Consider the following 13,008-nt stretch of genomic DNA (forward strand, 5'->3'; position numbering starts at 1 on the left):
TCTACTTATTAACTAAGTGTGCGAATTTCATTTTTATTAAACATAAGTTCAAGGCGAGTTCCAGGTTCAAATAAACGCTCAGATGAGCGGTTAAGTAAATCCACCGTCATATCACCTGCAGGGGTATTCACACTATAACGAATAATATTGCCAAGCAACTGATGGTCCAATATCACGGCATCAACAGGGTGAGAAATATGGCTACCGTATTGGCGCCCCGCTTCTTTGACATATATAGACTCAGGGCGGATAGCAAGTGTACCTTGTAAATTAAGGCCTAACATCGTATTGGCCTTTTCGGAATCAACAAGGTTGTAATGGCCCATAAACCGAGCGACAAATTCTGTTGCTGGTTGGGTATAAATATTCTCTGCCGTATCACTTTGCACGATCTGCCCTTTATTCATCAAAAAGATCCTATCGGACATGATCATCGCTTCATCTTGATCATGAGTAACAAAAATGGTGGTTAAGCCTAATTCACGTTGAATTTGGCGAATTTGCTGGCGTAAGTGCTTGCGAATCCGTGCATCAAGAGCGGAAAGCGGCTCATCAAGTAACAAAATTTGCGGTTTCATCACTAATGCTCTTGCGAGTGCTACTCGTTGGCGTTGTCCCCCTGATAGTTGATGGGGAAATTGTTGTTCTTTTCCTTGTAATTCAACTAATTCAATCACTTCAGCGACTGCTTTAGATCTGGCTTGGCTATCAATTTTACGCATTTTTAAACCAAACGCGATATTGTCAACCACAGTCATATTGGGAAATAACGCATAACTTTGGAACACCATGCCAACGCCACGTTGCTGTGCGGCTTGGTGGGTTACATTCTGGCGATTAATATAAAGTTCGCCATCATTAAGTTGTTCAAGCCCTGCGATACAGCGTAATAAAGTCGATTTTCCGCAACCACTTGGCCCAAGTAGGGTAATAAATTCGCCTTTTTCGATAGTAAATTGAATATCAGCAAATACCTGATTAGTGCCAAAAGACTTGGCTAAATTTTCCGCAATAACATAACTCATCATTCATCTCCTGAACGATTTAATCGCATTGCTAACCATGTCAGCAATAAGGTAAACAGAAAATATGACATCACCAGAGCAGAAGTGAAATGCCCGCTGGTTTGTCGCATATTGAAAAGATAGATTTGCAAGGTTTCATAACGTGTTCCCACAAGGATATTGGCAAACACAAATTCACCCATTAAAAATGAAAATGAAATTAATAATGAGACCAACATACCTTTGCGAATATTGGGTAACACAATCATCATAAAGGCTTGGAAGGTACTGGCACCGAGTAAATGCGCGGCATCCATTAAGTCATGTAAATTAATGCCTTGAAAGCTATTCGCAAGAGCACGATACATAAAAGGTAACGTGATGGTGAAATAAGTACCAATCAGGATCCAAGGTGTACCAACCAACATGAATGGTTCATCAGCAAATATTTGCAGCAAGCCCACCGATGAGACCACAGGCGGGATCGCAAAAGGCAAAATAATGAGTAAATCCATCATCCCTTTGAGTTTGGGGAACCGATAAAATACCGCAAACGTCATGGGTAAAATAATTAATGTGCTAACCAGTAACGTACCAAAGCAAATTATTAATGAACGACCAAATGCCATGAGAAAACGCGGGTCTTGCCACAATTGTAGATACCATTTAATCGACAAGGCATCAGGTAGCACAGTGGCTCCCCAAGAGCTGGCGATGGAATACAAAAATGTGGCAATAATAGGTAGCGCTAATAGGCTAGCAACACTGATTAGTACTAACTTATGAAGCAATAATCCAGAGGGTTTATTGCTATTGGTTATAACTGGGCTAATCGCATTATTATTTTGCATGGTAGCTCCGCTTGATTAACCAATGATGGATAGCCGTGATAAAAGCTAAGATAGCGATAAGTAGAATTGATAAAGCCGCAGCCATATTCGGCTCGAGAAATAAATCACCGGAAACTAAACTAGCAATTCGGATAGTCACAAGGTTGTAATTACCACTTGTTAACGCATAGGTACTGGCGTATGCGCCCATTGCATTAGCAATTAGGATAATAAAGGTGCCAAGTAAAGCAGGGGAAAGCACCGGAATAGCAACTTTTAGCCAATAGGTTAGCTTGCTTGCTCCCATCGTTTTTGCTGCGTCTTCCCATTCAGGTTTTAGTGCGTCAAAGGCGGGGTAGAGCAACAGAACACCTAATGGGATCTGAAAATAGACATACAACAGCATTAACCCGCTGGCGCTATAGATATTGAAATCTTCGATAATCCCCCATGACTTGAGTTGCAAGGTAATCGCCCCATTGAAGCCCAAAATAATAATAAATGCGAAAGCAAGGGGAACACCGCTGAAATTACTGGCCATGGTGGTGAAGGAAATCATTATTCGGCGAATTTTCCCTTGCATTTTATAAATGGAAAATGCCGTGATACTCGAAATGAATAAGCCAATTACACTGCAAATAATGGAAAGCCATAAGGTATTTTCAAACGCTTGCAAGTAAAAATCATTATTGAATACTTCAAGATAGTTACCTAATGACCATGCTTCTTCGTAGATAAAGCTATTAATAAGCACCCAAATCATTGGGGCGATTTGGAATAAACTAAACAGTACAAAGAATGGTAGCAGTAGCAGTGCAGCACGCCAATGAAAACGAGCAAAGCGTTTTTTTAACATGGCAATTTTTCCCTGTGGTTGGAATGTCTGCTCACAGGGGGCAGGGATATCAGCCATTACAAACCTCCTCGTAATAGCGCATCACAAACAGGTTTATCGAGAGAGTTGGCACCAAGTAAACGACAGATGGTTCCACAAATCGCGGTTTGCTCAATATCGCAGGGTTGATGAGAAAATTGCGAACCGACGACAAATAATGGGACTAAACACTCTTCAGGAAGTGTCCCGCCGTGGCTACGATCATTATTCATCCCATGATCACTAGTGATCAGGATTTGATAACCTTGCTTAATCCATGTGGGAATATAATTCGACAGGATGATATCTGCATGGCGTGCTGCATTACGATATTGCGGCGAATCAAAACCGAACTTGTGCCCGGTGTCGTCTATATTCATAGGGTGAATCAATAAAAAATCAGGGTTAAATTGAGTGCGTAAATATTCCGCATCGACAAATAAGTGATCATCAGGGTAATGGTCTGCTTGATAAAAGCAGCCATGCTGGATAGCTAGCGATTCATCGTGAGTAAAGCGGTCTCTTGTTGCGACGAAAGGCGCTCGGTTATACAGCTCACTCACCCAATAATAAGCGGCGGCGGCGGTCGTTTTGCCGGCAAGGCGCGCAAGAGAGAATATGCTGTCAAAATGGGATAAACGGATAATTTGGTTATTCACAATACCGCTTTTGACAGGAGGAACTCCCGTTAGTATGCACTCATATAAAGGGCGAGACATCGAAGGAAGCTCGCACTCTAATTGGTAAAGTGTTGCACTGTCGGCTTTAATTAAGCCGTTAAGATAGCCCATACAATGATGGGCTACTGAATAACTTAAACCGTCTAGGACAACAAGTATGACTTTCTCAGACATTAACTTTTCCTAAAATCAATACATTAAATTACTGCTGGTGGATCAAAACTTGTTGCTGCCACATTTTAGGGAGATTACGGGACGATTTTTCCCAACCTTCTGCATTCTTAATGGGTTGAACATTTTTATATTGTTCTTCTGGTAATAATTTGGCTTTAATATCGTCAGGTAATGTTAGATATTGTGCACGAATTGGCCGAGCGTAGCCTTCAGCAAGGTTTAATTGGCCTTTGTCACTGAAAATAAATTCACGAGCTAATTTTGCTGCATTTGGGTTTTTGGCAAATTTATTGATGATAGTGGTGTAACCTGAAATGACAGAACCGTCAGATGGGATCACAACCGTAAAGCGATCGCGGTTGATCTGATCTCGGTAATTCAGTGCGTTAAAGTCCCATAAGATGCCAACTTCGACTTCACCTTTTTCGATATTTGCGACAGTTGGGTCATTAACGGATAGGCGTTTTTGTTTGGCGAGTTCAGCAAAAAATTCAATGGCAGGGTTTAGGTTATTTTCGTCACCACCACGAGCAAATGCGGCGGCCAGTACAGCATTATTGGCTTGTGCAGCGATTCCAACATCCCCAACGGTGACTTTATATTTTCCTTTTAATAGGTCATCCCAGCTTTTCGGCGCATCTTTCACTAGATCATTATTAATCATAAAAGCAATTGACCCTGTATAGGCTAAAGCCCAATGGCCGTCTTTGTCTTTTGCCCAATCAGGAATTTGTGCCCAAGTTGTTGGTTTATAAGGTTGAGTCACACCTTTTTGCACGGCAACAGGCCCAAAAGAGGCACCTACATCACCAATATCTGCGGTCGCATTATTTTTTTCTGCGGCAAATTTGGCAATTTCTTGGGCGGAGCTCATATCGGTATCTTGATGCTTCAACCCATATTGCGTCGCTAAGTCTTGCCAAGTTCCTTTCCAATTAGCCCAAGAGTCAGGCATTCCAACGCTGTAAACTTGCCCTTCTTTTTTCGCTGCATCGATTAACTCTGCTAAATTAGCATCAGCAGCTAATGTCACACTGGATGCAGTCAATGATAGTAAAATCGCAGGAACGATAGTTTTCATTATTTTCTCACTTTTGAAGAACGGTGAACCGTATTGGTTACTTAGCATCCTAATTTTAAGAGGTGACAGTTAGTTGACCCTTTTATGACAGTTTTTAGACATTTTATGGAATGGAACGTCTAAAAAGTGTCAAAATTGATAATGAAAAATAATGAAACAAACGTTTGAATGACATTGCGCCAAAGAAGTGTATTGTGTCATTAATAGATTTATTTTTTCGACAATAAAAACTAACAAAAGATATGAAAAATGAATAAGTTAAAATTATCAGGAACTGAAAGTGGTTGGTGGTTTATCTGTTTTTCCGGGCGTTTGTGGCTACCTCATGGAGATATTCCACGAGGCATGGCAAAGGACTATTTGTTAGAAGGAAAAATAGCGACACCAATTGGTGAGTGGCAAGGGGAAATTGTCTGGTTGATAGCCGAAAAAATGCCATCAGATATGGCATCTCCCCGTATTGTTGCTGCGCAAGATGAGGGTTTATTTCGTCTCGCTGGGCGAGGCGTGCAATTGGCGGAGTTTTATCGTTCTCATCGTTATTGCGGCTATTGTGGTACTGCAATGCGCCATAGTGAAACAGAATGGGCGTGTTTGTGTGACCATTGCCATGAGCGCTATTACCCGCAGATTGCCCCTTGTATTATCGTGGGGATCCGACGTGATGACCATATTCTATTAGCTCAGCACCGGCGCCATTCGCAAAATCCATTATTTACCGTATTAGCGGGCTTTGTTGAAGTGGGTGAAACACTAGAAGAGGCTGTTATGCGCGAAGTCATGGAAGAGAGCAATATAAAAGTGAAAAATATTCGCTACGTATCTTCACAGCCATGGCCTTTTCCTCATTCTTTAATGATGGGCTTTCTCGCGGATTATGAGAGTGGTGATATTAAAGTAGACCCGAAGGAGTTAGTGAGCGCAAATTGGTATCATTACAATGAACTGCCTTTGATCCCACCCGCGGACACCATAGCTAGGCGTTTGATTGAAGATACGGTCGCATTGTGTCGTCAAAGTGATTATGAAACGGGAAAATAGCACAGCGCTGATATTGTTATCATTAACATGATACAATAATGAACTTCGCTCTTAGCCATTTGCGGCGGCCACTTATAATAATGGAGTAAATAATGACTGAGTTAAAAAATGACCGCTATCTACGTGCTTTGCTACGTCAGCCTGTAGATGTGACCCCTGTATGGATGATGCGTCAAGCAGGGCGTTACCTGCCTGAATATAAAGCAACTCGCGCTGAAGCTGGTGATTTTATTGCTCTGTGCAAAAACACCGAATTGGCTTGTGAAGTGACATTACAGCCATTACGTCGTTTTCCATTAGACGCTGCAATTTTATTTTCTGATATTCTCACTATCCCTGATGCAATGGGGCTTGGGTTATATTTCGAAACAGGTGAAGGCCCACGTTTTCATAAACCGATTATGAGCGCGGCAGATGTAAAAAACATCCCTATTCCTGATCCTGAAATGGAACTTGGTTATGTAATGGATGCCGTTCGTGCCATCCGTAAAGCCCTTGAAGGTAATGTGCCACTGATTGGTTTCTCTGGTAGCCCGTGGACACTGGCGACTTATATGGTGGAAGGCGGCAGTAGCAAAGCATTCACTAAAATCAAAAAGATGATGTACGAAGACCCGAACACATTGCATTTGTTATTGGATAAACTGGCAGACAGTATCATTTTATACTTGAATGCTCAAATTCGTGCAGGCGCACAGTCCGTGATGATTTTTGATACATGGGGTGGGGTGTTAACTAAGCGTGATTATTTACAGTTTTCACTGAATTATATGCATAAAATTATTGATGGCTTAATTCGTGAAAATGATGGTCGCCGTGTTCCTGTCACCTTATTTACTAAAGGTGGAGGCCAGTGGTTAGAGGAAATGGCGGCAACGGGTTGCGATGCATTAGGCCTTGATTGGACGACTGAAATTGCTGATGCTCGTCGTCGTGTTGGTGATAAAGTCGCTTTACAAGGTAATATGGATCCATCCATGTTATATGCACCACCTGCGCGTATAGAAGAAGAAGTGCAAAATATTCTATCTGGCTTCGGCCAAGGTGAAGGGCACGTATTCAATTTAGGCCATGGTATTCATCAGGATGTTCCACCTGAGCATGCAGGTGCATTTGTGGATGCAGTTCACCGTTTATCCCGCCAATATCATCAATAATTATCGTTTATTGATCTTCTAGGTTTGTGGTGTATTTATAGAATCTTGTAAGTACACCATTATCATCTATGATTAAGAATAATTTAATCTCATAAGCAATGGACGCATGATGGTTTTAGATACTCAATTGTTACGAAAAGAACAAACTAGGCAAGCTTCAAAAATCATTTTGCATGATGAACTTCCACCACTCAAACTGATTGGTGGAGCGGATGTGGGCTTTGAACAGCAAGGCGCTATTACGCGTGCAGTGGTAGCTGTATTATCTTGGCCACAGTTAGAACTTGTTGAGTATCAAATAGCACGAATACCGACTCAATTGCCTTATATACCGGGGTTACTTTCTTTTCGTGAAGTCCCTGGGTTAATGGCGGCGTGGGAAAAAATACAAAATAAACCTGAATTAGTACTCGTAGATGGACAAGGGATTGCACACCCACGGCGCTTTGGTGTTGCCTGCTATTTTGGGTTACAAGCTAATATAGCCACAATTGGCGTTGCAAAAAGCCGTTTATGTGGTGATGCGGTTGAGTTAAGTGAAGAACCCGAAAGTGTTCAGCCATTAATGGCAGGTGAAAATCAACTCGGTTGGGTATTGCGGAGCAAAAAACGCTGCAAACCATTATATGTTTCACCTGGTCATAAAGTAGGTTTTTCCTCTTCCTTAGAGTGGGTAAAGCAGTGTCTAAAAGGTTATCGGTTGCCAGAACCGACGCGTTTTGCTGACGGAATTGCATCAAATCGAACGTTTTTTAAGCGAATGAATGAGAAAATCAGCTAATTATCAGCAAAATATGTGGCATTGACAGATTTTCAGGTAAACTGCGAAGTATTAAGATTGATGAGTCAGAAATTATGTTAAGAAATCCCATTCATTTGAGGTTGGAAAAATTAGAAAGCTGGCAGCATACAACTTTCATGGCAAGCCTATGTGAAAGAATGTATCCGAACTTTCAAATGTTTTGTCAGCAAACTGAATTTGCCGATGCAAAAGTTTATCGTTCCATCCTTGATTTAGTTTGGGAAACTTTGGTCATTAAAGATAGCAAAGTCAATTTCGACAGTCAGTTAGAAAAATTAGAAGAAATTATCCCATCAGCAGATGATTTCGATATGTATGGTGTGTATCCAGCTATTGATGCCTGTATTGCGTTAGGTGAAATTATCCATTCGAAATTGAGTGGTGAAACCCTCGAACACGCAATATTGGTTAGCGAAGCATCCATTCGTACGGTTGCCATGCTCGAAATGACTCAAGCAGGGCGGGAAATGACAGAAGAAGAACTCAAAGAAATCCCGGCCGTTGAAGAGGAATGGGATATCCAGTGGGACATTTTCCGGTTACTGGCAGCTTGTGAAGAGCGCGACTTAGAGTTAATTAAAGGATTAAAATCTGACCTCCGCGAAGCGGGGGTGAGCAATATAGGTATTACTTTAAGCTGATTTTTGCATTTTCATTATCGAAAACGTGACTTGACGCAGTAATGCTGAGTACTAAGACTTCACATTTGCCCCTACTCTGGTCTACATTTAGGGGCGAGAAGAAGTGGCTATCGGGGGCGTGTATCAGGGGCTGTCAATTTGGCATATCCGACGCACTCGATGCTTTGCAAACGATAAACACACTGTGTAAGGATAATTTATGAATAAGACTGAATTAGTTGATGCTATCGCAGAATCAGCGGACCTGACCAAAGTTCAGGCAAAAGCAGCATTAGAATCTACTCTGAATGCTATTTCTGAAACGCTGAAAAAAGGCGAACAAGTCCAACTGGTCGGTTTCGGTACTTTTAAAGTTAGCCATCGTGCTGCGCGTACTGGTCGTAACCCACAAACTAAAGCAGAAATTCAGATTCCTGCTACAACTGTACCTGCTTTCTCTGCCGGTAAAGCACTGAAAGAAGCTGTAAAATAAGAACATTGTACAGCCGAATCACCAGAGGGGGTAAAAAACTACCCCTTTTGTTTATTCAAAAAGGGTTGCTGGTGTTGGGAACTATCTCAATGCTAAGCGCCTGTTCTTCTAATGCACCAAAGCTCCCTGAGTTTAGTGCAAGTGGTTTTATTGCCGATGATGGCGTCATTCGTATGTGGCGACTTAATAATGCAAAAAGCCAGCCTCTGGTCTTAATGGTGGTTTATAGCCCCTATAAAGGTACAGACACTTCCGTTAATTTCTTCGAATATCGTTCAGGCAATCTGTGGCAAATTCGCAGCCAAATCTTGAATCAAAAAAACGGTGATATCACCGAACAATTACGCTTCGATAAAAATAATGAGGTTATTTTTATGCAGCGTACTCAAGACGGCTATAAAACACCTCTTTCAACGGATGAAATTACGCGTTGGCGCTTTGAAGCTGAACGCATACTCGAGACAAACACCGCACTTATTGTTGGCGGCGTCAAACTCTATCAAGGTCGCTGGCAGCAAGGTAAAGTGACGACTTGTGAAGGTGATGTACGCGAAGTGACTTTTGAGCCCTATGCTGAAAATTGGTTACAGAGCCGTGCGAAAGTGTGGCATTCCCAGCTAAATTTAGCGTGGTTGGAATCTTCTGAGGGGAATCAGCTTTTGATGGTAGCGGATACTGATTTTTGCCGCTGGCAGCCTTCTAAAGATTCGTTGTAATATCTCCGCTCGTCGTCTTTCAATCCATAGCGTTGTTGGCTGCTCTCAGCTACTTAGGTCACATACTTATGTATGCTCCCTAAGATATCTTCGTTTGCCGCCTAGCTCTGAATTGAAATACTTAGAGCCGATATTTTTGCTCGTCAACTCGCAGCCTTTCGACCTTCAGCATTGTTGGCCGCGGTGACTTAGCCTAGTCACCTTGCCGTCTAGCTACGAACAGAAATCCTTAGAGTGCTTGTTTGATAGTACAAACAACAATAAAAAAGCTGATAAAAGTATCCTCTTATCAGCTCAGTAAATGGTTTGGTGCTTTGTATTATTTTATGCGAGCAATAGCGCGGTAACCGATGTCGTTGCGGTAGAAGCTATCATTCCAGTGAATGGTTTTTGCCACTTCATAAGCTTTGGCTTGCGCTTTAGCGATATCATTACCTAATGCTGTTACGCATAGGACGCGACCACCGGCAGTCACGACTTCTCCATCTTTCATGCGAGTACCCGCATGGAAAACTTTGCTATCAGCCGCTTCGGTGGTTGGTAAACCTGAAATTACATCGCCATTGTGGTAGTCACCTGGGTAACCACCCGCAGCAATTACTACCCCTAAAGCAGGGCGCTCATCCCATAATGAATCTTTACCTGCCAGCTCACCTTTCGCCCCCGCTAAACATAAAGCGACTAAATCTGATTGCAAGCGCATCATGATAGGTTGAGTTTCAGGATCGCCAAAACGACAGTTAAATTCGATAACTTTTGGGTTACCTGCTTTATCAATCATTAATCCAGCGTATAAGAAGCCTTGATAGCGGTTTCCTTCTTGGTCCATGCCTTTAACAGTTGGATAAATAACTTGTTCCATCACGCGCTGGTGTATTTCATCTGTCACAACAGGAGCTGGGGAGTAAGCGCCCATTCCACCTGTATTTAGACCTGTATCACCATCACCGACACGTTTATGATCTTGGCTAGTTGCCATTGGAATGACATTTTCACCATCTACCATAACGATGAAACTCGCTTCTTCGCCATCAAGAAACTCTTCGATCACGATACGATGTCCTGCATCACCAAAGGCATTCCCCGCTAACATGTCATGAACAGCTTCTTTTGCTTCTTGCAGAGTCATGGCTACGATAACGCCTTTCCCCGCTGCAAGGCCATCTGCTTTGATCACGATTGGCGCACCGACTTTATCTAAGTAAGCTAAAGCAGGTTCAATATCAGTAAAATTTTCATAGGCCGCGGTAGGAATATGATGGCGAGCTAAAAAGTCCTTAGTAAATGCTTTAGAGCCTTCAAGCTGAGCAGCACCTTTGGTTGGGCCAAAAATAGTTAAGCCAGCAGCCTTAAATGCATCTACAACACCAATAACTAATGGTGCTTCAGGGCCGACAATCGTTAAACCAATTTGCTTTTCTTTAGCGAATTGGAGCTGCCCATCAATATCTGTCGCAGAAATATTAACGTTCTCAAGGGATGGTTCTAATGCTGTGCCTGCATTGCCCGGGGCAACATACACTTTATCTGCTAAAGGGGATTGAGCCGCTTTCCACGCTAAGGCATGTTCACGGCCACCGCCACCAATAATCAAAATATTCATTACTAGGCTCCTAATAATTAGTGACGGAAATGACGCATATTAGTGAAAAGCATTGCAATACCATGTTCATTTGCAGCAGCAATCACTTCTTCATCGCGGATAGAACCACCTGGTTGGATCACACAAGTTACTCCAACAGCAGCGGCGGCATCAATACCATCGCGGAATGGGAAAAAGGCATCTGAAGCCATTGCACAGCCAGCGACTTCTAAGCCTTCATCTGCGGCTTTAATACCTGCAATTTTTGCAGAGTACACACGGCTCATTTGCCCTGCGCCAATACCGATAGTCATATCATTTTTGGCATAAACGATAGCATTGGATTTCACAAATTTTGCGACTTTCCAACAGAATAACGCATCTTTTAGCTCGCGTTCAGTTGGTTGGCGCTTAGTCACAACGCGAAGTTCTTCTTTTTCAACCATTCCTAAGTCACGGTCTTGCACTAATAAACCGCCATTCACGCGTTTAAAGTCTAAACTTGCAACTGGTTTGCTCCATTCGCCACATTCAAGTACGCGAACGTTTTGTTTAGTCTCAAGAATAGGCAATGCATCTTTAGCAACAGAAGGCGCGATAATGACTTCTACAAATTGGCGGTCAATGATCGCTTGAGCGGTTTCTTTATCTAATTGACGGTTAAACGCGATAATGCCACCAAAAGCAGACGTTGGGTCAGTTTTGAATGCGTTATCATAAGCTGTATGAATAGAATCACCGATAGCGACACCACAAGGGTTAGCATGTTTGACAATTACACAAGCAGGTTCTTCGAATGATTTAACACACTCAAGAGCCGCATCGGTATCAGCGATATTATTATAAGACAGGGCTTTACCTTGAATTTGTTGTGCAGTTGCAATAGAAGCTTCTTTTGGGTTTTCTTCTATATAAAAAGCAGCATCTTGGTGGCTGTTCTCTCCATAACGCATGTCTTGTTTTTTTATAAAATTTAAATTCAAGGTGCGAGGGAAACGGCCAGAAGGTTGGGTCGTATCACCATAATAAGGGGCAACTAATTCACCAAAGTAATTCGCAATCATGCTGTCATAAGCAGCAGTGTGTTCGAAAGCTTTTATTGCGAGGTCAAACCGAGTCGACCAATTTAGCGAGTTTTCGTGGTTATCCATTTCATCAATGATGGTTTGATAGTCATTACTATTTACCACAATTGCTACATCTTTATGATTTTTAGCCGCGGAGCGCACCATGGTTGGGCCGCCGATATCAATATTTTCTACAGCATCTTCAAGGGTGCAATTTGGTTTTGCCACTGTTTGGGCAAAAGGGTACAGATTAACAACGACCATATCGATAGGGGCAATATCATGCTGTTGCATAATGGCATCATCCGTACCGCGACGACCTAAAATTCCGCCATGCACTTTTGGGTGCAATGTTTTCACTCGACCATCCATCATTTCAGGAAACCCAGTGTAATCTGAAACTTCAGTTACGTTTAGTCCTGACTCAGCAAGTAACTTTGCAGTACCGCCAGTAGATAGAAGCTCAACACCACGTTGAGATAACGCCTTAGCGAATTCAACAACCCCTGTTTTATCAGACACACTAAGCAGGGCACGACGAATAGGACGAAGCAGTTGCATGAGATAGATCCCTTGGATTTGAATAAATAAGGCAATAACGAATATCAGTCAGTAAAAACTCAAAGAGCTTTTCTTATATACCTATTATATCTATTGATGAAAGCAAAGCGGAATTGGCCAGCTTTCCCTATAACAATATATAAGTCACTAACAATTTCAGAACATAAAAACAAAATCAATGCCGAAATTTCGAGCCAATTGTAACGCAAACGTTTGCGTAATGCGCGATAATTTTTAAATTATTTTCATGTTGTGGATAACTTCGTGTATAAGTCGGTATAAGTAGGGGTTTTGCTGTGTAATGCAGCAGTTGAATAAAAAAATGC

13 protein-coding genes are annotated in these 13,008 nt (G+C 42.1%); 6 read left to right on the forward strand and 7 right to left on the reverse strand.

Features of this window, described 5'->3' with window-relative positions; all coding sequences use genetic code 11:
• Nucleotides 1–8 precede the first annotated feature (8 nt).
• Genes PSF31_RS17425 through PSF31_RS17445 form a run of 5 tightly spaced genes read right to left on the reverse strand, consistent with a single transcriptional unit; the run spans nt 9 to nt 4,643 of the window.
• The gene (locus PSF31_RS17425; RefSeq protein WP_036958879.1) at nt 9–1,025 is read right to left on the reverse strand and encodes an ABC transporter ATP-binding protein; all 1,017 of its coding nucleotides are present in this window, start codon (nt 1,023–1,025) and stop codon (nt 9–11) included.
• Complete coding sequence (locus PSF31_RS17430; protein WP_004264512.1) at nt 1,025–1,855, reverse strand: ABC transporter permease; 831 nt, start codon at nt 1,853–1,855, stop codon at nt 1,025–1,027. Before PSF31_RS17430 ends, PSF31_RS17425 begins: the two co-directional genes overlap by 1 nt.
• Nucleotides 1,845–2,747 carry an ABC transporter permease gene (locus PSF31_RS17435; RefSeq protein WP_096865027.1) on the reverse strand — a complete coding sequence of 301 codons (903 nt, stop codon included), beginning with the start codon at nt 2,745–2,747 and terminating at the stop codon, nt 1,845–1,847. The genes PSF31_RS17430 and PSF31_RS17435 overlap by 11 nt, the downstream gene beginning before the upstream one ends.
• Nucleotides 2,747–3,562, reverse strand: a complete 816-nt coding sequence (locus tag PSF31_RS17440) for an alkaline phosphatase family protein (RefSeq protein ID WP_096865026.1) — start codon at nt 3,560–3,562, stop codon at nt 2,747–2,749. Before PSF31_RS17440 ends, PSF31_RS17435 begins: the two co-directional genes overlap by 1 nt.
• A 28-nt stretch (nt 3,563–3,590) precedes the next feature.
• Complete coding sequence (locus PSF31_RS17445; protein ID WP_096865025.1) at nt 3,591–4,643, reverse strand: ABC transporter substrate-binding protein; 1,053 nt, start codon at nt 4,641–4,643, stop codon at nt 3,591–3,593.
• Nucleotides 4,644–4,892: 249 nt separating this feature from the next.
• Between PSF31_RS17445 and nudC the strand changes: the two genes are divergently transcribed.
• The 6 genes from nudC to PSF31_RS17475 all read left to right on the forward strand — a co-directional run bounded on the left by nudC (nt 4,893) and on the right by PSF31_RS17475 (nt 9,472).
• Nucleotides 4,893–5,684 carry an NAD(+) diphosphatase gene (gene nudC, locus PSF31_RS17450; protein WP_004264517.1) on the forward strand — a complete coding sequence of 264 codons (792 nt, stop codon included), beginning with the start codon at nt 4,893–4,895 and terminating at the stop codon, nt 5,682–5,684.
• 92 nt (nt 5,685–5,776) lie between these two features.
• Entirely contained in the window at nt 5,777–6,841 is a 1,065-nt protein-coding gene (hemE, locus tag PSF31_RS17455; protein WP_096865024.1) for a uroporphyrinogen decarboxylase, read from the forward strand.
• A 109-nt stretch (nt 6,842–6,950) separates the two neighbouring features.
• Complete coding sequence (gene nfi, locus PSF31_RS17460) at nt 6,951–7,622, forward strand: deoxyribonuclease V (RefSeq protein WP_096865023.1); 672 nt, start codon at nt 6,951–6,953, stop codon at nt 7,620–7,622.
• A 74-nt stretch (nt 7,623–7,696) separates the two neighbouring features.
• Nucleotides 7,697–8,284, forward strand: coding sequence for a YjaG family protein (locus tag PSF31_RS17465; protein WP_004264521.1), 588 nt, complete (start codon nt 7,697–7,699; stop codon nt 8,282–8,284).
• A 199-nt stretch (nt 8,285–8,483) separates the two neighbouring features.
• Nucleotides 8,484–8,756: an HU family DNA-binding protein gene (locus PSF31_RS17470; RefSeq protein ID WP_004264522.1), complete on the forward strand. Its 273-nt coding sequence runs from the start codon at nt 8,484–8,486 to the stop codon at nt 8,754–8,756.
• 71 nt (nt 8,757–8,827) lie between these two features.
• Nucleotides 8,828–9,472: a DUF1481 domain-containing protein gene (locus PSF31_RS17475; protein WP_310889357.1), complete on the forward strand. Its 645-nt coding sequence runs from the start codon at nt 8,828–8,830 to the stop codon at nt 9,470–9,472.
• A 319-nt stretch (nt 9,473–9,791) separates the two neighbouring features.
• Here PSF31_RS17475 and purD read toward each other — a convergent pair whose 3' ends face one another.
• Together purD and purH are read right to left on the reverse strand one after the other, a co-directional pair.
• Nucleotides 9,792–11,075: a phosphoribosylamine--glycine ligase gene (gene purD / locus PSF31_RS17480; RefSeq protein ID WP_096865021.1), complete on the reverse strand. Its 1,284-nt coding sequence runs from the start codon at nt 11,073–11,075 to the stop codon at nt 9,792–9,794.
• A 17-nt stretch (nt 11,076–11,092) separates the two neighbouring features.
• A complete protein-coding gene (gene purH / locus PSF31_RS17485) occupies nt 11,093–12,682 on the reverse strand; it encodes a bifunctional phosphoribosylaminoimidazolecarboxamide formyltransferase/IMP cyclohydrolase (RefSeq protein ID WP_004264527.1) in 1,590 nt (529 codons plus the stop codon).
• Nucleotides 12,683–13,008 lie beyond the last annotated feature (326 nt).

This window comes from Providencia sp. PROV156 (assembly GCF_028480905.1).
Classification (GTDB): domain Bacteria; phylum Pseudomonadota; class Gammaproteobacteria; order Enterobacterales; family Enterobacteriaceae; genus Providencia; species Providencia hangzhouensis.